The following is a 21,009-nucleotide window of genomic DNA, read 5'->3' on the forward strand; positions in this document are numbered from 1 at the left end:
ATGACGCGCGGATTACGTAATCATCCGCTTGAGCGTCTCGATCCGGTCGGCTTCTGCCGCGGGCTTGTCCGTCCGAATCCGCGCAATCCGTGGAAAGCGCATCGCCACGCCCGATTTGTGCCGCTTCGAATCATGCAGCGAATCGAACGCGATCTCGAGCACCAGCGTCTTCTCCACCTCGCGCACCGGCCCGAACCGGTTCTGCGTATGGTTGCGCACGAAGCTGTCGAGCATCTTCAGCTCCTCGTCGGTGATCCCCGAATAGGCCTTGCCCACCGGCAGCAGCTCGCCCTCCTCGGTCCAGCAGCCGAACGTATAGTCCGAATAATAGGACGATCGCCGCCCCGAGCCACGCTGTGCATACATCATCACGCAATCGGCGGTCAGCGGATCGCGCTTCCATTTGTACCAGAGTCCCGCGCGACGCCCGCCGACATAAGGCGAGTCGCGCCGCTTGAGCATCACACCCTCGATCGCCGCGTCGCGTGCGGTCGCGCGGATCGCCTCGAGCGCGGTGAAGTCGTCCGCCTCGATCACCAGGCTCAGATCGAACCGCTCGGGATCGAGCTGCGGCATGAACGCTTCCAGCCGTTCGCGCCGGTCGGTCCAGGGCAGGGCGCGCAGATCCTCCTCGCCATCGATCAGCAGGTCGTAGAGCCGCACGAACGCGGGATATTCGGCCAGCATCTTCGCCGACACGGTCTTGCGCCCCAGCCGCTGCTGGAGCGCATTGAAGCTGGCCGCGCCGCCGCCATCCTCCAGCGTTCCGCCCTGATGCTCGCCCTTCACCAGCAGCTCGCCATCGACCGTCCCCGGCGTCCGGAACGCAGCGGCGATCTCGGGGAAACTGGCAGTCACGTCGTCGCCGGTGCGGCTGTAGAGCCGCGTCTCGCCCGCGACATGGACGATCTGCACGCGGATCCCGTCCCATTTCCACTCGGCGGCATAGTCGGCGAGATCGACCCGCAGGTCCTCCAGGCCGTGCGCGAGCATGAACGGCCGGAACACGGGCACGTCGGCGGGCGTCGGCTGTTCGCCCGTCCCCTCGGCCCAGGCGAACAGGCTCGGATAGGGCGCATCGAGCCCGTGCCAGACCTCCTCGACCGCATCGACATCGAGCCCGAACGCATCGGCGAGCGCGGTCTTCGCCAGCCGCGCGGACACGCCGATCCGCAGCGCGCCCGTCGCCATCTTGAGCAGCGCGAACCGCTCCTCGGCATCCGACCGGTCGAGCATGTCGGCCAGCGCGGCGGGGGCATCCGCGCGCGACAACGCCGCCAGTCGCTCGACCACGTCAGTGATCGACAGGGGAGCGGGATCGACCGGAATCGTGGGCTCCGGCCAGAGCAGCGCCACCGTTTCCGCGGTATCGCCGACATAATCGCGGCTCATCCGGAACAGCACCGGATCGACGCGTTCCTCGATCAGCCCGCGGATCACCGCCGACTTCACGCCCTTGAGATCGAGATCACCCGTCAGCGCCGCCATCGCCCAGCCACGATCGGGATCGGGCGTCGCGCGCAGGTAATCCGCGATCAGCTTCAGCTTCGCGTTGCGCGACCGGGTATAGGTGAGCGAGTCGAGCAGGGCGGCAAAGGCATGCATCGTCGTTGAACGCGCATGCCACCCGAAGGGATGCAGACATGAAACGACCGCCGCCGGAGGGTCCGGCGACGGTCGTTGTCAGACGATACGGATAGGCCGCGTCAGTCGATCGCGTTCTTGATCCCCTTGCCCGCGAGCAGGCCGAGCACGAGGAAGATCACGAACAGCGCGATCGCGATGAAGAACAGGATCTTGGCGATGCCGATGAACGCCCCGCCGATGCCGCCGAAGCCGAGCAGCGCGAGCACGGCGCCGATGACGAGAAAGGTGATTGCGAGCTTCAGCATGACGGCTTCCAATGTGGTAAGGGTCACTCAACCGGTGTCGCAACCACTTGGTTCCTGATCCGTAACGATCTGACCGGGACTGTGCAGGTTCCGAGCACCTGGCTCGGGTCAGACGAGCCGCAATGCCCCGAGCGCGAGGACGAGGCCGAAGAGCACGAACACCACGCCGATCGCGATCCGCAGCGGCTTGAGCGGCAGTTTAAGCCACGCGGCCTCGCCCATCAGTACGGCGGGGACGATCACGACCAGCGAGCCGATCGTCGCGCCGACCGCAGCCAGCGCGGGGACCGGCGTGCGCGCGGCCAGCGTCAGGACGATGAACTGCACCCCGTCGCCGAACGCGAGGATGAACAGCCCGAGCACCGCGGTCGCGAACGCGCCGATTCGCCAGCGGTCGAGCCGGTCGGGCGTCTTGGCCGGGAAAAACGCGCCGCCGCCCTGCAGCAGCAGCGCAAGCGCCAGCATCAGCTGTTGCGCATTGGGCGCGAGCTTCGGGCCGATCACGGTGCCAAGCGCGGCGGCGAGCCCGCTGGCGGCGAGCAGGGCGAGCCCGGCCATCGCAATGACCAGCGTAGGCCTTCCATACCGGTCCGACAGGATCGCGGCGAGCCATGCGGTGCGATCGCCGACCTGCGCGAGCGCCGCCGCGACGAAGGCCGCCATCAATGCGTCCATGGATTATCCAGCGAGTCGCACCGAGCAGGCGGCGGCGAACGCATGGCATGCCTGGACGTCCTGCCGCTCGCAGCCGACCGCATCGCGCAGGATCGCCAGCCAGCCATGCACCAGCGCGCCATGCTCGCCGCGTGACAGCGCCGAATCGACGAAGTGCGCGACGGTGACCGCCGGGTTCAGGCCGTTGCTGTGCGCGATCACGCGGATCGCGTCGATCTCGGTGGCGATGTCGCAGGGGCGCGAATAGGGGGCTCGGACGTCGATCGCCGCGATTCGTGCCGCCAGATCAGCCTTCACCGCGGTCATGTCGTCGATTCGAACCAGCGCCTGCCCCACGATCCCGCTCCTGTCTTTATTGGACGCTACAGTGTGCGGATGGTCGTGAATAGCAGGTTAAATACGTATGATTCCCCCGCAATGACGGGGTAAAGCTTGACTTCGCCGCAGCCGTCCGCCATGCGCCGCCCCTGATGGAGCGGCGGCGCGAGTTCGCCGCTTTCGCATTTTCAAGCCATAGGAATTGGGCTCATGGCCAAGCCGACCACCGTAAAGATCAAGCTGCTCAGCACCGCTGACACCGGCTTCTTCTACGTCACCAAGAAGAATCCCCGTACCAAGACGGAGAAGCTCTCCTTCTCGAAGTACGATCCCGTCGTGCGCAAGCATGTCGAGTTCAAGGAAGCCAAGATCAAGTAATCCGGCCGGCGGTGCAAGCCGCCGACCGATTGCGACGATCCGAAAAGCCGCGGGCATCCCCCGCGGCTTTTGGCTTTTGTGCGTCCAAAAATCCGTCATCCCAGCGAAAGCTGGGATCTCCTGCCGCAAGCGCGCGTCCGTAACGGGAGACCCCAGCGTTCGCTGGGGTGACGGCGTGGGCGCGCGGTCCCCCACCCGTTCGTCCCCTCTGCCGTTCGTCCTGAGTAGCCGTCGAGTAGTCGCCGCAGGCGGCGTATCGAGACGGCGTATCGAAGGACAGGTTGGCGCACGGAACCCATGCTTCGATACGAGCCCTCGATACGCTCCTTGCGGAGCTACTCGGTCTCTACTCAGCACGAACGGGAGTGGGGGCAAGGCACAGGACGGGGGTGGACGCGGCATGCCGGGTCGAAGTCAATGGACCCGCCCCTCCTGCCTCAGACCAGCGCGCCGACCGCATCCATGAACCGCGCCAGGCTGATCGGCTTCGACACATACGCATCCGCCCCCGCCGCGCGGATCCGCTCCTCGTCGTCGCGGCCGGCATAGGCGGTCACCGCCATCACGGGAATCGCGCGCAAACCCTCGTCCGCCTTCAGTTCGAGGATGATCTCATAGCCGGTGACGTGCGGCATCTGGATGTCCATGATGATCAGGTCGGGCGTGAAGTCGCGCGCGCGCGCCACCGCGTCGCGGCCGTCGCGCACGGGTTCGACCGAGAACTGGTGCGCACGCAGCAGATCGCAGAATAGTTTGAGGTTAAGTTCGTTGTCCTCGACAACGAGCACCTTCTTTGTCACCGCCGCACCTTATCCGGAAAGAGGGCACGATAGGCAATGCGCGACCGCGATTCAAACGAAGACGCCGAGGCGCTCGCCCTGCGCGCGCTGGTATGGACTCTGGTCGAGCCCGACCGCGCGATGCGGCTGCTGTCGGTCACCGGCCTCGAGCCGCACGACCTGCGCGCGCGCGCCAGCGACCCCAGCGTGCTGTCCGCCGCGCTCGGCTTCCTCGAAAACCACGAGCCCGACCTGATCGCCTGCGCCGAATCGCTCGGGGTAAAGCCCGAAGCGCTGGTCCGCGCCCGGATGGAGCTCGACGCATGAGGCCATTGCTCATCAGCGATTGCGACGAAGTGCTGCTGCACATGGTCAAGCATTTCGGCGTCTGGCTCGACGAGCGCCACGATATCGACTTCGCGATCCAGCATGGCGATTTCTCGACCGCGATGACCCGCCGCGACGGCGGCCCGCCGCCCTCGCGCGAGGACATGTGGGCGATGCTCAGCGAGTTCTTCCCCGCCGAGATGCACCGCCAGACGCTGGTCCCGCACGCGGTCGAGGCGCTCGAGCGGCTGGCGCAGGTGGCGGACATCGTCATCCTCACCAACCTCCAGGACGAATGCCGCCAGCCGCGGATCGAGCAGCTCGCCAAGTTCGGCATCGCGCACCGGGTCGAGTGCAACCAGGGCGGCAAGGGCACGCCCGTCTCGCGGCTCGTCGCGGAATATGGCAACCCGGTCACGGTGTTCGTCGACGATCTGGCGGTGCACCACGAATCGGTCGCCAAGCACGCGCCGGGGGTACACCGGCTGCACATGGTGTCCGAGCCGACGCTGGCCGTGAACGTCCCCAAAGCGCCCGAAGCGCACGCACGGATCGACGACTGGCGCGAAGCGGCCGACTGGATCGCGACCCGGTTCGAAGCAGGTTTGCCCGCAGACGCCTGACGCGCCCGGAATAATCCTCCCCCGCCAGGGGGAGGTGGCAGGCGCAGCCTGACGGAGGGGGCGGTAAGTGAAACATCTGCTCCGTGTCCGCCCCCTCCGTCGCCTCCGGCGCCACCTATCCCTGGCGGGGGAGGATTGATCGGGGTGGCCGGGTCTCGCCATGGCGTCATGCCTCCGCGAAACTGACGGTGGCAGAGTCCCTTGACCCATCCCCCACCGCTGTGGTGATACCGACCCCATGACCGATCGTATCGACCGCAAGCTCGAAGAGCTGGGCCTCACCCTCCCGCAGGCTGCCGCACCCGTGGCGTCCTACGTCCCCACCGTGCTGGCGAACGGCATGCTCCACATCTCGGGCCAGTTGCCGTTCAAGGACGGCCAGCTCGTCACCGGCCGGGTCGGAGACGGCGTCTCGCTCGACGACGCGCAGGACGCGGCAAAGCTCTGCGCGCTGATGCTCGTAGCGCAAATGAAGGCGGCGCTCGGCACGCTCGCGCGCGTCGAGCGGATCGTGAAGCTCGGCGTGTTCGTCAACTCGACCGGCGACTTCACCGACCAGCCCAAGGTCGCCAACGGCGCCTCGGACCTGATGGTCGCTCTGTTCGGCGATGCCGGCAAGCATGCACGCTCGGCGGTCGGCGTTCCCGTCCTCCCGCTCGGCGCCGCGGTCGAGATCGACGCGATCGTCCAGGTTTCCGCCTGACCTTCCGGAGGCGCGCCCGCGCGTCTCCACTCACGGCCCTCTTGGAGCCGCGCCCCCGCGTATCTACCTAAGGCGGCAATGAACGCCGTCACAGCCCGCATCGCCCAAGGCGTCACCTCGATCGCGGCCGAGGACTGGGAGGCCTGCTCCGGCACCGCCAACCCGTTTATCGGCCACGCTTTCCTCTCCGCACTCGAAGCCTCGAAAAGCGTCGGCGGCCGCTCCGGCTGGCAGGCGCTGCCGGTGGTAGTCGACGGCCCCGACGGCAAGCCCGCAGGCATCGCACCCGCCTACGCCAAGAGCCACAGCCAGGGCGAATATGTCTTCGACCAGGGCTGGGCCGACGCATGGGAGCGGGCAGGGGGGCAATATTACCCCAAGCTCCAGATCGCCGCACCGTTCAGCCCGGTGCCGGGCCCGCGCCTCCTCCTCCGCGACCGCGAGCAAGCCCCCGCACTGATCGCCGCGCTCGAAGCCGTCACCGACCAGAGTGGGCTGTCGTCGGCGCACGCAACGTTCATCGACCCCGACGAGGTGGAACTGTTCGAGTCGGCCGGCTGGCTGATCCGCCAGGGCACGCAGTTCCACTGGAAGAACGACGGATACGCCAGCTTCGACGATTTCCTCGCCGTCCTCGCCAGCCGCAAGCGCAAGGCGATCCGCAAGGAGCGCGCCGCCGCCGTCGAAGGCCTGACGATCCGCCACCTCGTCGGCGCCGAGATCACGCCCGCGCACTGGGACGCGTTCTGGGTGTTCTATCAGGACACCGGCAGCCGCAAATGGGGCCAGCCCTACCTCACGCGCAGCTTTTTCGACCGGATCGGCCAGACGATGGGCGACCAGGTCCTCCTCATCCTCGCCGAGCGCGACGGCGTCCCCATCGCGGGCGCACTCAACCTGATCGGCGCGGACACACTCTACGGCCGCTATTGGGGCGCGACCGAGGAGGTGCCCTTCCTCCATTTCGAACTCTGCTATTACCAGGCGATCGACGCCGCGATCGCACGCGGCCTGCAGACCGTCGAGGCGGGCGCGCAGGGCGAACACAAGCTCGCGCGCGGCTACGCACCCGTCGCGACCTATTCCGCGCACTATATCCCCGACGCGAGCTTCCGCCGCGCGATCGCCGACTATCTCGTCCGCGAACGCGAGGCGGTCGCCGAGCAGCAGGAGTATCTCGGCGAGCTTACTCCGTTCCGGCGGGGCGAGCAGCAGGCTTGTTGACGCGGTAGAGCAGGCTCGTCCCATCGCGGCGGATCAGCGTCAGGTCGCGGACCAGCGCCGGATCGAACTTCGGCGGGTGGATCAGCCAGACATAATCGAACGCATCGCGCGGGAATTTCTCCAGCGCCATCGCGACCGGTCGCCAGAACTGGCCGCGGCACCGGATGTCGCTGACGATCTCCGACGGATCATGCGCAAAGCCGCGCGCCGCGGGATATTGCGTCGTCATCAGCTGCGCGCCCGCCATCGACCATTGATCGTTGGTAAACGCCAGCCGCCGCTCGAGCAGCAGCGCCGGGACATGCTCGAGCCGCGAATAGGCCCAGTCGTCGCGACACCGGCGCCCGACGAACGACACGACCCGAGACCGCTCGGGCACGGTATCGATCGCCGCGATCGCCTGGTCGTAGCTCCGGTCGTAGATCAGGTAGCTGACCGTCGTCCCCGCCAGCCGCACGCCGAAGAACGCGAACCCGAGCACCGCCAGCACCGCCGCGCCGCGCAGCGAAAGCCCATGCCGCGGCCGCAGCGCGATCACCGCGATCGCCAGCACGAACGGCGCGAGCCGCATGTCGGCATAGGCCGATCCGAACACGATCCGCGGCAGCAGCACGTACACCGCCGCCAGGAACAGCGCCGACAGCCCCAGGTTGCGCGAATATTCGATCGTCTGGTCGCGCACGCCGCGGAACAGGATCACGAACAGCACGGTGACCGACGCGATGTCGAACGCCATCCACCGATCGCGCAGGACCATCGTGATCCAGTTCATCTTCCAGCGCCAGTTGAACCAGTCCTGCGTCTTGCCGCCGACATGGTCGCCCGATCGCCACACCACCATCATCACCATCGGCAACGCGAGCGGCAGGCAGTTCAGCCCCGCCTGGACGAAGGCGCGGAACCAGCCATGCGCCCAGCTCTTGGGGTCGCTGTCGCGGCGGATGTCGTGCTGGCGGATCAGCTCGGCGGAGAAGGCGAGCACGCCCAGCACGCCCCAGCCGAACGTATGGCAGATCCACAACAGGCACGAGATCGGCACGAAGATGACCGCGCGCAGCCGCGTCCGCTTGAGCCGCCCCATCCGCAGCCACAGCGCGAACAGATTGAGCGCGATCGCCATCGACAGCGCGAAATTCACAAATCCGAACTGGAACGGATAGCTATAGGCGAGGGGGAGGGCGAACAGCGCGGTCGCCGGGATTCGCCCATGCACCTCGCGCGCGATCCAGAGCAGCCCGGTCACGGTGAGCGCCGGAATCGCGATCACGATCAGCTTGACCGCCAGCTGCAATCCGACGAGCGGCGCGAGCGGCACGATCAGCAGGTCGATGCCGAGATTGCCGATCATCTGCCACTGGAAGTTATACCACTGGGAAAGCCAGGGATTATCCCCGATCGCCAGCTGGACGCGGTAGCGCCCCATATGCCCCGGCAGATCGACCAGCGGCGGGATCTCCGGCCACAACAACGGTATCATCGACGCGATCGCAACCGCAACGACAAAGCCGCGCGTCTGCCACCAGTGCAGCGTTTCCCCCTGAGTACTCATATCGTCGGACCCTAGGGGCGGACGGGCGCTCCAGACAAGGGTGTGCGCGACGAGTTGTTCACGCGCCATGCAAGAACCGGCGATCCGGTGATCGGCACGGGGGTGAGCCACGCGAACCGCTCGCCACGATCGAGTCGCGCCCAGAGGCCGCTCGGTGCCTCGTCCCGATAGATATCCATCTCGATCGCGCCGGGGCAGGCGACCAGATACGTCGCACCGCTCGCCGCGATGTTTACACGCGCGACGTCGGGGGTGTCGGTGAAGCCGGCGATAACGCGGTGAAGCGCGTGCGTGTTGCGATGATAGCCGCCGGCGATCGCATGGTGGTGCGTCATCGCGACGATCTCGGGCGTAACGTCGATCGGCGCGAAGAGCGTGCTCGCCGGGAGTTGCGCGAGTGCGCGAACATCCGCGACGCCCTGGCAGGGGGGCAGGCTCGGCGTGCTGGTGGACGGATGCGACGCCGACCCCGGTGTTGCGGCGAACAGCGCGCCCGCGACAAGCCCCGGCGACGCGGCGAGCAACGCGCCCGCGGTCGCCAGCGTGCGCACCAGCACCGGCCCAATCCGCCGAGTCCGCTCCAGCATCGCCAGCAGGGCCCATGCGCCACCCGGCAACGCCAGTGCATTCGCGGTCGCTCCCGTCCGCATCACCAGCAACGACAATGCGCTCGCAAAAACGAGAATGGCGAGCAGGATCGCCCACCGCATTTTCGCCGCGCGCTCGGCGCGATGCCAGGCAAGACCCGTCCCGATCAGCCCGACGATCGGAAAGCCCATCGTCATTGCCGCCCAACCCCCATCCTGTCGCCAGATCGGCAGTCCTTCGGGCACGTTCTGATACCAGATCCGGTACACCAGTGGATCAAGCGTCGCGAAAGGTCCACGCAGGCAGTCCGGGGCGACGAGCAGCAACGTCGCCGCACAGGCAAGGCCGGCTACCGCCAGCGCCCCGAACCGGATTGCCAGCGATCGCGCGCCGAACTGCGTCGCGATCGACAGGCCGACAGCCGCGACGCCGAGCATGGCCAGCCACGCCGGCGAAACCGCATCGCACACCGCGGCGAACATCCCGGGGCCGCGAGTCGCGACATGCAGCAGCACCGCCGCAGCGAAGAATGACGATGCGAGCCCCATGAGGAATGCCCGCCGCGACGGCTCCCAAGCCCAGGCGAGCGCCGCGACCGCGGTAATCGCGACGGCAACCGGCAACCCCTCCAGCGAGATCGTTACGAGCGCCGCCAGCGCGAGGCCCGCGAGCATACCGTTGCGCGCCGTCGGGCGCCCGACGAGCAGGGTCGTCGCCGCCATCGCCAGCACCACCTGCCAGCCATGATGATCAATCCGCAGCGGTCGCATCTGATAGACGATCGGGATCGACAGCGGCGCGAGCAGCAGCGCGAGCTTGGCGCGTTCGACATCACTCACGCGCCGCGTGAGGTCAGCGGCGAGCGCCATCAGCGCGAACAGCGTGAGCAGCGGCACGACCGTCATTGCGATCCGGTCCGCCGCAGCGGGCGCGAAAAACGGATCGAGCACCAGCATCGCCGCAGCGATCGGCAGGTCGACCAGGCGCGACCAGTGCATCGCGAAGTCGCCCCCATTGAGCCGGTGCTGACCGACGTCCCACCAGCTCTGCCCGCCAAGCCAGTCGCGCACTTCGAGCAGCCGCATCGCGTCGTCGGGATCCGGAAAGCGCAGGCTCGCGATCGCGCCTGCGAACGCGAGGCACAGGACGAGCGCGGCGAGCATCCAGCCGCCGAGCACGGTCGGCCAAAGGCGCGTGGCAGGGGGCTCGGCCGGGGAGGGGGGGACATCATCCGTCATGCCGTACTCGCTCCAGCGATAGCCCGACTCATGCCACCCCGGAGAAGGCCGGGGCCCAGTTGGGGTACGTCGCTAAAGAAGGGCATCGCGCTTTTACTACACCCTTTCCAACTGGGCCCCGGCCGTCGCCGGGGTGGTGCTCACAAATGACGTAGGTGTCGCCGCATCACGCCGCCTTCAATCGCTCCGGCACATCCCGCACGCTTCCCAGCGCCGCGGCGATCCCCGCCTGCTCGCCCTCATTCCCCGCCTCGTGATATTCCGCGTCCTCGTTGACGCTCCAGATGTCGTGCACGCGTGCGCCCGCCTGGATGTTCCGCACCGTCAACATCGCGGTCATCATCGCGTGATCCTGGTTGTTGTACCGATGCATCCCGTTGCGCCCGACACAGTGCAGCGTGGGATGTCGCGCCTCGATCTCCTCGCGCAGCGCATCGACGTTATCGCGATACTCCTCGTCGTACACTGGATATGCCTTCTCCTGCCGCACTACCGCGCCACCCGTCACTTGCGCCGGATCGCACAGGCCCAGGATCGCCATCTCCTTCGTCGCCAGCGCGATCAGGTCGGCATCGCTCGATGCCCACAGCCCGTCGCCCTCGAAGCAGAAATATTCGAGGCCCACGCACGCGATGTCCGGATCGGGCACCATCTCAGGGCTCCAGCTGCGGAAATTCTGGACGCGGCCTACCTTCACCTTCGAATCATGGATGTAGATCCAGTTGTCGGGGAACAGGTCGGGCGACTTGATCATCAGTGCGACGGTCAGGAAATCGCGATACCGGAGCGCGCTCGCCTGCGGCAACGTCGTCGGCAACGGGTGCAACCGGCCCGCCAGCTCGCGCATCGGCGCGCTGCTGATCACATGGCCCGCATCGATCGTGACGGTCGCGCCGTCGCGATCGGTCGCGGTAACGCGCCAGCGACCGGTAGAATCCTCGGCGAGCTGCTTGAGCGAATGCCCCATCAGGATGGTGTTGCCATGGCCGAGCACCTTGTCGCGCGCGGCGTCCCACATCATCCCCGGCCCGAGCCGCGGATAGCGGAAGCTCTCCAGCAGCGTCTTGGTCTGCATCCCGTCATTGGGCTTTTTGTTGAGCCCGAGCGAGCGCTTCAGCCCGTCGAGCACGGCGCCTCCGAGGCTCAGCCCCTTGATCCGCTGGGCGGCCCAGTCCGCCGACATCGTGTCGCACGGCATGCCCCACACCTTTTCGGTATAGGTCTTGAAGAAGATCGAATACAGCTTGTGGCCGAACTGGTTGACCACCCAGTCCTCGAAGCTGCGGACGTTGGGATTGGGGCGCAGCTTGGCCTTGGCATAGCTCGCCATGCACACGGTGGAGCGCCAGATGCCGAGATTGCCGAGCGCCTCGAACGCGCGCAGCGGATAGCTGTAGAATTTGCCCTCGTAATAGATCCGGCTCATCCGCGGGCGTTCGATGAAGTCGTCCGGCAGGATCTCGTTCCACAGATCAACGACCGGCTGAGATTTCGAGAAGAACCGGTGCCCGCCGATATCGAATCGGAAGCCCTGATGCTCGACGGTCCGGCTGATCCCGCCGACATAGACGGGATCCTTCTCGATCACGGTGACCGAATAGCCCGCCTTGCCGAGCAGATAGGCGGCGGTGAGCCCGGCGGGGCCGGCTCCGATGATCGCGACGTCGACAGGCGTGTTCGGCATCAGGCATTCCCCACAAGTTGCGGGGTTTATGCGTGAAGATGCCTAAGGCGTGGTTAACGAGAGGGACGAGTGTTGTTCTCCCGCGAAGGCGGGAGGCCAGGGTTACAGGCGGTATCGCCAGTGGCTGCTGGACCCCCGCCTCCGCGGGGGAACAGTGACTTTACCGGTCGCGGCGCCCCAGCAACCGCAGCCGCAGCGCGTTCAGCTTGATGAAGCCCGCCGCGTCGCGCTGGTCGTACGCGCCCTGGTCGTCCTCGAACGTCACGACCTTCTCCGAATACAGCGAGTTGGGCGACTTGCGCCCGACCACGTACACGCCGCCCTTGTAGAGCTTCAGGCGGACGGTGCCCGAGACCTTTTCCTGGCTGTGATCGATCGCCGCCTGCAGCATCTCGCGCTCCGGCGAGAACCAGAAGCCGTTGTACAGCAGCTCGGCATAACGCGGCGCCAGCTCGTCCTTCAGATGCGCCGCACCCCGGTCGAGCGTCAGCTGCTCAATGCCGCGATGCGCAAGGTGATAGATCGTGCCGCCCGGCGTCTCGTACATGCCGCGGCTCTTCATGCCGACGAACCGGTTCTCGACCAGGTCGAGACGGCCGATCCCGTGACGGCGGCCATAGCCGTTGAGCGTCTCGAGCAACGTCGCCGGGCTCATCCCCTCGCCGTTGATCGCGACGCCGTCCCCACGCTCGAAATCGATCGTGATATATTCGGGCACGTCGGGCGCGTCCTCGGGGTTCACCGTGCGCGAATAGACATAGTCGGGAACCTCGTCCCACGGATCTTCGAGCACCTTACCCTCGGACGAGGTGTGCAGCATGTTCGCATCGGTCGAGAAGGGCGACTCGCCGCGCTTGTCCTTCGAAACCGGGATCTGGTGCTGTTCGGCGAACTCGATCAGCTTGGTGCGGCTGGTCAGGTCCCATTCGCGCCACGGTGCGATCACCTTGATGTCGGGCGACAGCGCGTAATAGCCGAGCTCGAAGCGGACCTGGTCGTTGCCCTTGCCGGTCGCGCCGTGGCTCACCGCGTCGGCGCCGACCATCTTGGCGATCTCGATCTGGCGCTTGGCGATCAGCGGCCGCGCGATCGACGTGCCGAGCAGATACAGCCCCTCGTACAGCGCGTTCGAGCGCATCATCGGGAACACGTAATCGCGCGCGAATTCCTCGCGCAGATCGTCGACGAAGATGTGCTCGGGCTTGACGCCCATCATCTCGGCCTTGGCGCGTGCGGGCTCGAGCTCTTCGCCCTGGCCGAGATCGGCGGTGAAGGTGACGACTTCGCAGTTATAGGTCTGCTGGAGCCATTTCAGGATCACGCTCGTGTCCAGGCCGCCGGAATAGGCGAGCACGACGCGATTGATTCCGGCGCTGCCGGCGGGGTTGATCGGATCGGTCACGGGCAGGGTCCTTCAGGCAATATCCAATGCCCGCGCCCCTATGCGCTGGGGCGCCGCCATGCAACCGCCCCGCGCCTCCTGCATTCATGGCGCGTACAACCAAACCGGTCTATCCGCGCCGCAAATCTCTGGAGGTTACCGCACCGTGCTACGCCAAACGCTTACCGTTCTCGTTCTCGCAGGGCTCGCAGGCCCGGTGCTCGCGCAGGAAACCCGCGCGTCCGCCTCGGCCAAGTTCAAGGCCGAATTCGCCGCGTCGGATACCAACAAGGACGGCGTCCTGACTCGCGCCGAGGTCCAGGCGCGGATCGGCAACATGAAGGTCGGCGGGCAGGGCCGTCCCGATCCGGTCCACGCCAAGCGCCTGGCGGACCTGTGGTTCACGAGCGCGGACAAGAACAAGGACGGCAAGGTCACGCAGGCCGAAGCCCAGGCACTGCTGGCCGCGACCTTTGCGAAGTACGACGCCAACAAGGACGGCAAGATCGGCGGCGACGAGCGCGCCGCGGCAAAGGCCGACGTGCAGGGCCCACGCTGAGTCCCGACCCTCTACCGTCATCCCCGCGCAGGCGGGGATCCAGACTGGCTGATCATCGCGGCTCCATCGCCAAGGTCTGCCAGTCTGGGTTCCCGCCTCCGCGGGAATGACGCAAGGGGCGCTTACCCCTCGCGCAACGCCCGCTCGCCCTCGATCATGTAATCGCGCGTCAGCGGCAGCGTCATCCGGCTCTTCGACAGCTGGATCTGGTAATTGACCATCCCCCCGGTCCGGAACGCCGCCGCGGCGCCTGCCAGATAGAAGGTCCACATCCGATAGAATCGCTCGTCGTACAGTGCGACGATCGCATCCTTCGCCGCCACCGTCCGGTCGTACCAAAGGTCGATCGTCAGCGCGTAATGCACGCGCAGCACCTCGATATCGGTGGGGAACATCCGCAGCCCCTCATAGCCGCGCACGATCTCCGACAGCGCCGGGTTGTAGCCGCCCGGGAAGATGTACTTGGTCGTGAACGTATCGGTGACACCCGGTCCGCCCATCCGCCCGATCGTGTGAAGCAGCATCACGCCGTCCTCGCTCAGCAGGTCGCGGCACTTGCGGAAGAACGTCTTGTACTGCGGCGGGCCGACATGCTCGAACATGCCGACCGACACGATCCGGTCGAACGTCCCCGTCAGCGCGCGATAGTCGATCAGCTCGAACTTCACCTTGTCGGCGACGCCCGCTTCCTCGGCCCGGCGGCGCGCGACCTTCAGCTGTTCCTCGCTCAGCGTGACGCCCAGCACCTCGGCACCGGTCTTGGCGTGCAGGTACAGCGCCATCCCGCCCCAGCCGCAGCCGATATCGAGCACGCGCATGCCCGGCTGAATCGCGAGCTTGGCGGCGATATGCGCCTTCTTGTCGTTCTGCGCCTGCTCCAGGCTGTTGCCCGCGTCGGTAAAATACGCGCACGAATATTGCCGGTCCGCGTCGAGGAACAGGTCGTACAGCCGGTCCGACAGGTCGTAGTGATGCGCGACGTTCTTCTTCGACCGGCGCGCCATGTTCACGCGGTCGACGCGGTGGACCACCTTGTCGAGCAGCTTGATCGGCAACGACGGATTGAGCCCGCCGCCGCGCTCCCACGGGCTGTTGCCCTTGAGCAGGTTGACCAGGTCGCGAATGTCGCCGCGCTCGATCACGAGCCGCCCGTCCATGAACGCCTCCGCCGCGCCGAGCGCGGGGTGACGGATGATCGCGCCGGCGACACCCGGCTTGGTCAGGCGGATCGTGACCGGATTATAGGCCGGGTCGGGCTTGCCGAACTGCTTGGTGGTGCCGTCGGCGTGGATCAGGGTGAGTTCGCCGGTTTTAACCTGCCGGGCCAGGAAACGATCGAAAAGAGCCATGCCGCGTTAGCTAATGACTGGTACGGAAGTGCGCCACCCCCCGCAGGGGGTCAGATCCCGGCATACCAATCATAATCGACGTTATCTTCCCAATAGCCGCCCTTGCCCTTGCCGATCCCCGCGAGGCTGTCGACCGCGTCGATCCGCATGACGTATTTGGCGTGCTTGTAGCCGAGCTGCCGTTCGACGCGCAGCCGGACGGGCGCGCCGTGCGCGACGTCGAGCACCTGGTCGTTGAGCGCCCAGGCCAGGATCGTCTGCGGGTGGAACGCGTCGACCAGATCGACCGACTCGTAATAGGGCGTGCCGCCGTACAGGTCGGCGCAGGTGAACACGACATAGCGCGCCGAGTCGCGGATCTGCGCGGCCTTCAGCAGCGCGCCGAGCTTCGGCCCCTGCCATTTGCCGATCGCCGACCAGCCCTCGACGCAGTCGTGCCGCGTGATTTGCGCGCGCGACGGCATCTGGCGCAGCTGGGGCAGGGTGACCGACAGCGGCCGACCGACCAGCCCGCCGACCTGCAGCCGGTAGTCCGCGAAATTGTTCGCGACCATCGCGGTATAGTCCGGCGTTCCCGGATCGCGCGTGCCGTTCGACCGGAAGATCGGCGACATCTGCGCGGGGTTGAACTCGGGCACCAGCGCGTTGCGGTTGGTCAGCGCGCGTTGCAGCCCGCGGTTCATGTCCTCGCCCATGAACAGGATCTTCCGCGCCTCCGGGTTCGCGGCGATCTTGTCGCACCCCGTCAGCAACACGCCCGCGCCGACCGCGGCCCCCGTCACGAGCGCACGGCGGGTTATGATCGAGCTCATGCGGCGTCCTCCGGCTGGTGGGCCGGGACGTGGAAGCGCCCCGTAATCATCGACCGCACTTCGTTCCAGGCGCCTGCCAGGATCACCAGCGCCAGATGGACGATGATGAACAGCACGAGGCCCGTGGCCGCGATGAAGTGGATCGAGCGCGCCGACTGCCGCCCGCCGAACACGTCGAGCAGCCACGGCCACGCCGCATCCATCCCCGGCGACATCGTCAGCCCGGTCAGGATCATCACCGGGATCAGCACGAAGATCGTCACGACGTAGGACAGCTTCTGGAGAATATTATACGCCCCCGGCCGCTTCGGATCGTGAAAGCGGAACGCGAGATGCTCCTTCACGTCATGCGCCACCTCGCGCGGCGACAGCTCGGCCGCACGCACGCGCAGGTCGCGCTGGAAATGCTTGTTGATCAGGCTCACGATCATGAACCCGAGCAGCGCGAAGGCGAGCACCAGCGCGAACAGCAAATGCCAGCGCCGCGAGATCGCCAGGTTGTAGCTCGCCGGGATCGTCAGCAGGTTGAGCAGCGTCACCAGCCAGCTCGGCCACTGGTCGAGCGTCGTCCACGCGCTATCGAAATTCGCGCCATACGCGCCCCAATAGAGCCGCGGATGCGCCTTCAGGATGCCGATGCCACTGCCGATCATGATGAACATCGTCACCACCGTCACCCAGTGCCAGACGCGCGTCGCCATCCGGTGGCGCTTGATGATCAAAGGGGCAGTGGGATCGTTCATGCTCGACCTTCGCTATAGGCAGTCGAACGGCGATATAGCAGGATTAAGTACATGACCGAATGGCATTCTTACGAACCCGCAAACGGCCATCGCCTGCCGCATGATCCCCTCAACGCGATCGTCGCGCCGCGGCCGATCGGCTGGGTCAGCACGATGTCGGCGGACGGCGTCGCGAACCTCGCGCCCTATTCGTTCTTTAACCTGTTCAACTATTCCCCGCCGCTGATCGGCTTCTCGTCGATGGGCTGGAAGGACAGCGTCGCCAATATCGAGGCGACCGGCGAATTCGTCTGGAACCTCGTCTCGCGCGATCTCGGCGAGGCGATGAACACGACCGCGGCGAACGTCGCCGCCGACGTCGACGAATTCGCGCTCGCCAAGCTCGAGATGGCCGCCTCCACCAAGGTGAAGCCGCCCCGAGTCGCCGCGTCGCGCGCGCAGTTCGAGTGCAAGCTCACCCAGCTCATCCGCCTGGAAACCAAGGAAGGCCGCGAACTCGACCAGTGGCTGGTGCTCGGCGAGGCGGTCGCGATCCACATCGACCCCGCGATGCTCGAGGACGGCGTCTACCAGACCGCCCGCGCGAACCCGATCCTACGCGGCGGCGGCCCCGCGGACTATTTCACGATCACCGAAGACGCGCTCTTCAAGATGCGCCGCCCGGGCTGAGCCGCATCGGCGGCCGCGCCCAACTCCCACGCCGTCATCCCAGCGAAAGCTGGGATCTCCCGGTAACGAAGCGCATCCCTCACCGCGAGAGACCCCAGCTTTCGCTGGGGTGACGAGGAAGAGGGGCCAAGCGTCTCAGCCGTACGCGCGCCAGAAGAACACGATCGTCGTCGCGATCGTCACCAGCAGCGTCCACACGCGAATGACCTTGGCGGACATCACCAGCCCGAGCTTCGCGCCGAAATGCCCCCCGACGATCCCGCCGAGCAGCATCGGTACGCACAGCGCCCAATACACCATGCCGGTGGCGATGAAGATGATCGTCGCCGCCAGATTGGCGACCGCGAGCATCAGCGTCCGCGGTGCCGCGAGTCGGGCGGGCGTCGCCCCCGACAGCAATCCCCAGGCCGCGGTCAGCATCAGCCCGACCCCACCCCCGAAATAGCCGCCATACACCCCCAGCATCGCCTGCACCGCGACGAGCGATTTCGGCCCGATCTCGACCCGCGACCGCAGCCACAAGGATGCCTGCGTCCCGAACGCGATCGCCAGCGTCGCGAACAGCAGCAGCCACGGCACGATCAGGTCGAACGCGCGCGCCGATGTCGCGACGAGCAACAGGCTGCCGATGAGCCCGCCGACAAAGGTGATCCCCGCCATCGTCCGCATGCCGACGCCCGACACGGGCTCCAGCCCATGCCGATACGTCCACGCGCTCGCCATCGCGCCCGGCTGGAGCGAGACGTTGCTCGTCGCGTTGGCGAAGGTCGACGGCACGCCGAGCCCGATCAGCGCGGGCATCGTCGCAAAGCTGCCGCCCCCGGCGAGCGCGTTCATCGCGCCGCCAAGAACCCCAGCCCCTGCCGCCAGCGCAACCCCACTCCACTCAAGCAAAAGCGTCGGACTCGGCAGCGGCCTCGCGATCGAGCTGCGCACGGCTCTTCTTCTCCGACGCGGTCTTCAGCTGCCCGCACGCCGCATCGATATCGCGACCGCGCGGCGTGCGCACCGGCGCCGAAATGCCAGCCGCGAACACGATGCTGGAGAACGACTTGATCCGCTCGGGCGTCGAGCATTCGTAGACGGCACCCGGCCACGGGTTGAACGGGATCAGGTTCACCTTGGCGGGCAGCTCGTATTTGCGCAGCAGCCGGACGAGTTCGTGCGCGTCGGCGTCCGAATCGTTCTTGTCCTTCAGCATGACATATTCGAACGTGATCCGCCGCGCATTGTTGGTGCCGGGATAGTCCGCGCACGCCTGTAGCAGTTCCTCGATCCCGTATTTCCGGTTGAGCGGGACGATCTCGTCGCGCACTTCCTTGGTCACCGCGTGGAGCGACACTGCGAGGTTCACGCCGATCTCCGCGCCCGCGCGCGCCATCATCGGCACCACGCCGCTGGTCGACAGCGTGATCCGCCGGCGGCTGAGCGCAAGGCCCGCGCCGTCCATCACCAGCTTCAGCGCATCGCGGACATTCTCGAAATTATACAGCGGCTCGCCCATCCCCATCATCACGATGTTGGTGAGCATCCGCCCCTCGGGCTGGCTCGGCCATTCGCCCAGCGAATCGCGCGCCAGCATCACCTGGCCGACGATCTCGGCGGGCGTCAGGTTGCGCACCAGCCGCATCGTGCCGGTATGGCAGAAGGTGCAGTTGAGCGTGCAGCCGACCTGGCTCGACACGCACAACGTGCCGCGATCCGCGTCGGGAATGAACACCATCTCGTAATCCTGCGCGTCGTCGCTGCGCAGCAGCCATTTGCGCGTGCCGTCGGTCGACACCTGCGCCTCGACCACATTGGGCCGGCTGATGACGAAGCGCTGCTCGAGCCACGGGTGCATCGTCTTCGAGATGTCGGTCATCGCCGAAAACTCGGTCGCACCGCGATTATAGATCCAGTGCCAGAGCTGTTTCGCGCGCAGCTTGGCCTGTTTTTCCTCGAGCTGCGACGTCTCCAGCGCCATCCGCAGATCGGCGAGCGACAGCCCGAGCAGGTCGATACGCCCATCGCTGCGCGGCACGAAGCTGCGGGGAACGGGCACGGGATCGATGTGCCCGGGGATGGGCATGAGGTTCGCGGCGGTCTGCATGGCGGGCGCTTAGCGGAAATTTCCCGATTTTTCTACTGGCTGCGGAAGAAGGGGGTTGGGCGACGATGTAATGCAGAACGCCCCCCGACATCAGCACCCCCCCGGCGAAGGCCGGGGCCCAATTGGGAAGGTGGTCGTAACGATGCAGGGAGCGTCATCACGCACGTCCCCCAATTGGGCCCCGGCCTCCGCCGGGGTGGTAGAAGGGGGGCTACCCCCCGCTACAAGCCAGCACCGCCGCATCGATCGCCGTCGCCGCCCCGGACAGCGCGTACACGTCCGCAAACGGCCGCCCGCCGACCCCGACCGCCTCGACGCTCATGCTGCGCCCCGATCGCAACGCCGCGACGATCGCGCGGTCGCTGGGGGCATCGCTCGCCCACGCGTCCAGCCCGCTCGCGACCACCGCGAATCGGCGCTCGCCCACCGTCAGCGTCACCCCGGCGGACCGATCGCGTTCCCGACTGAGGCGGATGTGGAGCGACGCGCGCAGCCCGCGCTCGGGCCACGTCGCAATGCTGGCGAAGCCGCTCGACCGCCCCCCCGCCATCACCGGCCGCGCGATCGCGTAGCAGCGGTCGGGCGTCGAGTCGCGGAACGCACCCCAACCCTTGTAGATGCCGATCGTGTCGCGCCCCGCCGCCGGAACGGCGACCGCGAGGATCAACAGCGCCGCCAGTTTCACGCCGGCGCGAAGCCGGTACCGAGATGCGGCACGGTCGCGCGCCCGGCCTCGACCAGCGTCACCGACCCCTGCGGCAACCCCGGCGCGATCGATGTTCCAAGCATGGGGTCGATCGCCGCACCGGTCATCGCACCCAGCATCACCCGGCTCGAAATCCCGTGCATGATCACCAGCCGGTCGCCCGCATCGTCCGCGGTATCCGCCAGCCAGCCGCCGACGCGCGCCGCGATCTCCGGATAGGTCTCGCCATCGGGCGCGGTCTTCAGCAGCCCGCCCGGCAGCATCACCGGCCCGACCTCGTCGACCACGTCCGCATAATAGCGCCCGCCCCAGGAACCCATATCGATCTCGACCAGCCGCGCATCGGTCCGCGCGCCATGCCAATCCAGCTCCAGATGCTCGCAGATCACCGCCAAGGTCTGCAACGCGCGCCCGGTCGGCGACGCCCACAGGGTCAGCGCAGGCTTTACCCCAAGCAGGTCCCGAAGCGCGCGGCCAAGCTCGTCCGCCTGCGCGAACCCAGCGCGCGTCAGCGGCGTATGCGCGGCATCGCCCTGCAACCGGTGCGCCGCGTTGAACACGGTTTCGCCGTGCCGCGCGACGAAATCGCGACCCTTGCGTCGTGCGGGCGTATCGCTTGAGCGGGCGTCCGCTTCACCCTGCCGATGGCTTGGAATCATAGGCCGCGTTTCAACCCCCTGTGGCGCAAAAGCAACGGATTTCCGTGTTTATCTGGGGTTC

Annotated in this window: 23 protein-coding genes; 7 read left to right on the top strand and 16 right to left on the bottom strand. The window is 66.8% G+C overall.

Annotation, left to right across the window (positions count from 1 at the left end; genetic code table 11):
• Positions 1-12 precede the first annotated feature (12 nt).
• The 4 genes from EV283_RS18330 to EV283_RS18345 all read right to left on the bottom strand — a co-directional run bounded on the left by EV283_RS18330 (position 13) and on the right by EV283_RS18345 (position 2,903).
• Positions 13-1,605: a cisplatin damage response ATP-dependent DNA ligase gene (locus tag EV283_RS18330; protein ID WP_130327907.1), complete on the bottom strand. Its 1,593-nt coding sequence runs from the start codon at positions 1,603-1,605 to the stop codon at positions 13-15.
• A gap of 101 nt (positions 1,606-1,706) precedes the next feature.
• A complete protein-coding gene (locus tag EV283_RS18335; RefSeq protein ID WP_055881870.1) occupies positions 1,707-1,892 on the bottom strand; it encodes a DUF1328 family protein in 186 nt (61 codons plus the stop codon).
• 108 nt (positions 1,893-2,000) lie between these two features.
• Positions 2,001-2,567: a TMEM165/GDT1 family protein gene (locus EV283_RS18340; protein ID WP_130327909.1), complete on the bottom strand. Its 567-nt coding sequence runs from the start codon at positions 2,565-2,567 to the stop codon at positions 2,001-2,003.
• Between the two features lie 3 nt (positions 2,568-2,570).
• A complete protein-coding gene (locus EV283_RS18345; protein ID WP_234422516.1) occupies positions 2,571-2,903 on the bottom strand; it encodes a hypothetical protein in 333 nt (110 codons plus the stop codon).
• Between the two features lie 192 nt (positions 2,904-3,095).
• Between EV283_RS18345 and rpmG the strand changes: the two genes are divergently transcribed.
• Complete coding sequence (rpmG, locus tag EV283_RS18350) at positions 3,096-3,263, top strand: 50S ribosomal protein L33 (RefSeq protein ID WP_055881863.1); 168 nt, start codon at positions 3,096-3,098, stop codon at positions 3,261-3,263.
• 437 nt (positions 3,264-3,700) lie between these two features.
• On the opposite strand, the gene EV283_RS18355 is transcribed toward rpmG, so the two are convergent.
• Complete coding sequence (locus tag EV283_RS18355; RefSeq protein WP_056419574.1) at positions 3,701-4,063, bottom strand: response regulator; 363 nt, start codon at positions 4,061-4,063, stop codon at positions 3,701-3,703.
• Positions 4,064-4,099: 36 nt separating this feature from the next.
• Between EV283_RS18355 and EV283_RS18360 the strand changes: the two genes are divergently transcribed.
• The 4 genes from EV283_RS18360 (at position 4,100) to EV283_RS18375 (ending at position 6,919) form a co-directional block, all read left to right on the top strand.
• Positions 4,100-4,369 (top strand): DUF3572 domain-containing protein, encoded by a 270-nt coding sequence (locus EV283_RS18360; protein WP_055881855.1) that lies wholly within the window; start codon positions 4,100-4,102, stop codon positions 4,367-4,369.
• A complete protein-coding gene (locus EV283_RS18365) occupies positions 4,366-4,992 on the top strand; it encodes an HAD family hydrolase (protein ID WP_130327911.1) in 627 nt (208 codons plus the stop codon). The genes EV283_RS18360 and EV283_RS18365 overlap by 4 nt, the downstream gene beginning before the upstream one ends.
• 238 nt (positions 4,993-5,230) lie before the next feature.
• Entirely contained in the window at positions 5,231-5,695 is a 465-nt protein-coding gene (locus EV283_RS18370; protein WP_055881847.1) for a RidA family protein, read from the top strand.
• Between the two features lie 78 nt (positions 5,696-5,773).
• Positions 5,774-6,919, top strand: coding sequence for a GNAT family N-acetyltransferase (locus EV283_RS18375; protein WP_130327913.1), 1,146 nt, complete (start codon positions 5,774-5,776; stop codon positions 6,917-6,919).
• On the opposite strand, the gene EV283_RS18380 is transcribed toward EV283_RS18375, so the two are convergent.
• The 4 genes from EV283_RS18380 to EV283_RS18395 form a co-directional block, all read right to left on the bottom strand.
• On the bottom strand, positions 6,882-8,468 hold the full coding sequence (locus tag EV283_RS18380; protein ID WP_130327915.1) for a hypothetical protein: 1,587 nt from the start codon (positions 8,466-8,468) through the stop codon (positions 6,882-6,884). The genes EV283_RS18375 and EV283_RS18380 overlap by 38 nt on opposite strands.
• Before the next feature lie 11 nt (positions 8,469-8,479).
• Positions 8,480-10,294, bottom strand: coding sequence for a hypothetical protein (locus tag EV283_RS18385; protein WP_130327917.1), 1,815 nt, complete (start codon positions 10,292-10,294; stop codon positions 8,480-8,482).
• A 166-nt stretch (positions 10,295-10,460) separates the two neighbouring features.
• Positions 10,461-11,978: an NAD(P)/FAD-dependent oxidoreductase gene (locus tag EV283_RS18390; RefSeq protein WP_130327919.1), complete on the bottom strand. Its 1,518-nt coding sequence runs from the start codon at positions 11,976-11,978 to the stop codon at positions 10,461-10,463.
• A gap of 160 nt (positions 11,979-12,138) precedes the next feature.
• The gene (locus EV283_RS18395) at positions 12,139-13,380 is read right to left on the bottom strand and encodes an argininosuccinate synthase (protein WP_234422517.1); all 1,242 of its coding nucleotides are present in this window, start codon (positions 13,378-13,380) and stop codon (positions 12,139-12,141) included.
• A gap of 145 nt (positions 13,381-13,525) precedes the next feature.
• Here EV283_RS18395 and EV283_RS18400 point away from each other — a divergent pair, with 145 nt between their 5' ends.
• On the top strand, positions 13,526-13,918 hold the full coding sequence (locus EV283_RS18400; protein ID WP_156348430.1) for an EF-hand domain-containing protein: 393 nt from the start codon (positions 13,526-13,528) through the stop codon (positions 13,916-13,918).
• A gap of 122 nt (positions 13,919-14,040) precedes the next feature.
• Here EV283_RS18400 and EV283_RS18405 read toward each other — a convergent pair whose 3' ends face one another.
• The 3 genes from EV283_RS18405 to EV283_RS18415 are packed head-to-tail and all read right to left on the bottom strand — an operon-like array spanning position 14,041 to position 16,822.
• A complete protein-coding gene (locus tag EV283_RS18405; RefSeq protein WP_130327923.1) occupies positions 14,041-15,267 on the bottom strand; it encodes a cyclopropane-fatty-acyl-phospholipid synthase family protein in 1,227 nt (408 codons plus the stop codon).
• Between the two features lie 50 nt (positions 15,268-15,317).
• Positions 15,318-16,079, bottom strand: a complete 762-nt coding sequence (locus tag EV283_RS18410; protein ID WP_130327925.1) for a molybdopterin-dependent oxidoreductase — start codon at positions 16,077-16,079, stop codon at positions 15,318-15,320.
• The gene (locus EV283_RS18415) at positions 16,076-16,822 is read right to left on the bottom strand and encodes a cytochrome b/b6 domain-containing protein (RefSeq protein WP_242616065.1); all 747 of its coding nucleotides are present in this window, start codon (positions 16,820-16,822) and stop codon (positions 16,076-16,078) included. Before EV283_RS18415 ends, EV283_RS18410 begins: the two co-directional genes overlap by 4 nt.
• A gap of 51 nt (positions 16,823-16,873) precedes the next feature.
• On the opposite strand from EV283_RS18415, the gene EV283_RS18420 reads away from it, so the two are divergent.
• Positions 16,874-17,491, top strand: a complete 618-nt coding sequence (locus EV283_RS18420) for a flavin reductase family protein (RefSeq protein ID WP_130327927.1) — start codon at positions 16,874-16,876, stop codon at positions 17,489-17,491.
• A 135-nt stretch (positions 17,492-17,626) separates the two neighbouring features.
• Here the strand turns inward: EV283_RS18420 and EV283_RS18425 are convergent, their stop codons facing one another.
• The 4 genes from EV283_RS18425 to EV283_RS18440 form a co-directional block, all read right to left on the bottom strand.
• Entirely contained in the window at positions 17,627-18,427 is an 801-nt protein-coding gene (locus EV283_RS18425) for a sulfite exporter TauE/SafE family protein (RefSeq protein WP_278044248.1), read from the bottom strand.
• Entirely contained in the window at positions 18,378-19,583 is a 1,206-nt protein-coding gene (rlmN, locus tag EV283_RS18430) for a 23S rRNA (adenine(2503)-C(2))-methyltransferase RlmN (protein WP_056419610.1), read from the bottom strand. The genes EV283_RS18425 and rlmN overlap by 50 nt, the downstream gene beginning before the upstream one ends.
• Before the next feature lie 211 nt (positions 19,584-19,794).
• Positions 19,795-20,268 (bottom strand): invasion associated locus B family protein, encoded by a 474-nt coding sequence (locus EV283_RS18435; RefSeq protein ID WP_130327929.1) that lies wholly within the window; start codon positions 20,266-20,268, stop codon positions 19,795-19,797.
• A complete protein-coding gene (locus EV283_RS18440) occupies positions 20,265-20,948 on the bottom strand; it encodes a histidine phosphatase family protein (protein WP_130327931.1) in 684 nt (227 codons plus the stop codon). The genes EV283_RS18435 and EV283_RS18440 overlap by 4 nt, the downstream gene beginning before the upstream one ends.
• Between the last annotated feature and the right edge of the window lie 61 nt (positions 20,949-21,009).

Source organism: Sphingomonas sp. BK036 (assembly GCF_004216825.1).
In the GTDB taxonomy this organism is placed as follows: domain Bacteria; phylum Pseudomonadota; class Alphaproteobacteria; order Sphingomonadales; family Sphingomonadaceae; genus Sphingomonas.

Coding starts and splice junctions, on each gene's coding strand:
- EV283_RS18330 (WP_130327907.1), bottom strand. CDS start 1,605: ATGCATGCCTTTGCCGCCCTGCTCGACTCGCTCACCTATACCCGGTCG.
- EV283_RS18335 (WP_055881870.1), bottom strand. CDS start 1,892: ATGCTGAAGCTCGCAATCACCTTTCTCGTCATCGGCGCCGTGCTCGCG.
- EV283_RS18340 (WP_130327909.1), bottom strand. CDS start 2,567: ATGGACGCATTGATGGCGGCCTTCGTCGCGGCGGCGCTCGCGCAGGTC.
- rpmG (WP_055881863.1), top strand. CDS start 3,096: ATGGCCAAGCCGACCACCGTAAAGATCAAGCTGCTCAGCACCGCTGAC.
- EV283_RS18360 (WP_055881855.1), top strand. CDS start 4,100: ATGCGCGACCGCGATTCAAACGAAGACGCCGAGGCGCTCGCCCTGCGC.
- EV283_RS18365 (WP_130327911.1), top strand. CDS start 4,366: ATGAGGCCATTGCTCATCAGCGATTGCGACGAAGTGCTGCTGCACATG.
- EV283_RS18370 (WP_055881847.1), top strand. CDS start 5,231: ATGACCGATCGTATCGACCGCAAGCTCGAAGAGCTGGGCCTCACCCTC.
- EV283_RS18375 (WP_130327913.1), top strand. CDS start 5,774: ATGAACGCCGTCACAGCCCGCATCGCCCAAGGCGTCACCTCGATCGCG.
- EV283_RS18380 (WP_130327915.1), bottom strand. CDS start 8,468: ATGAGTACTCAGGGGGAAACGCTGCACTGGTGGCAGACGCGCGGCTTT.
- EV283_RS18385 (WP_130327917.1), bottom strand. CDS start 10,294: ATGACGGATGATGTCCCCCCCTCCCCGGCCGAGCCCCCTGCCACGCGC.
- EV283_RS18390 (WP_130327919.1), bottom strand. CDS start 11,978: ATGCCGAACACGCCTGTCGACGTCGCGATCATCGGAGCCGGCCCCGCC.
- EV283_RS18405 (WP_130327923.1), bottom strand. CDS start 15,267: ATGGCTCTTTTCGATCGTTTCCTGGCCCGGCAGGTTAAAACCGGCGAA.
- EV283_RS18410 (WP_130327925.1), bottom strand. CDS start 16,079: ATGAGCTCGATCATAACCCGCCGTGCGCTCGTGACGGGGGCCGCGGTC.
- EV283_RS18415 (WP_242616065.1), bottom strand. CDS start 16,822: ATGAACGATCCCACTGCCCCTTTGATCATCAAGCGCCACCGGATGGCG.
- EV283_RS18420 (WP_130327927.1), top strand. CDS start 16,874: ATGACCGAATGGCATTCTTACGAACCCGCAAACGGCCATCGCCTGCCG.
- rlmN (WP_056419610.1), bottom strand. CDS start 19,583: ATGCAGACCGCCGCGAACCTCATGCCCATCCCCGGGCACATCGATCCC.
- EV283_RS18440 (WP_130327931.1), bottom strand. CDS start 20,948: ATGATTCCAAGCCATCGGCAGGGTGAAGCGGACGCCCGCTCAAGCGAT.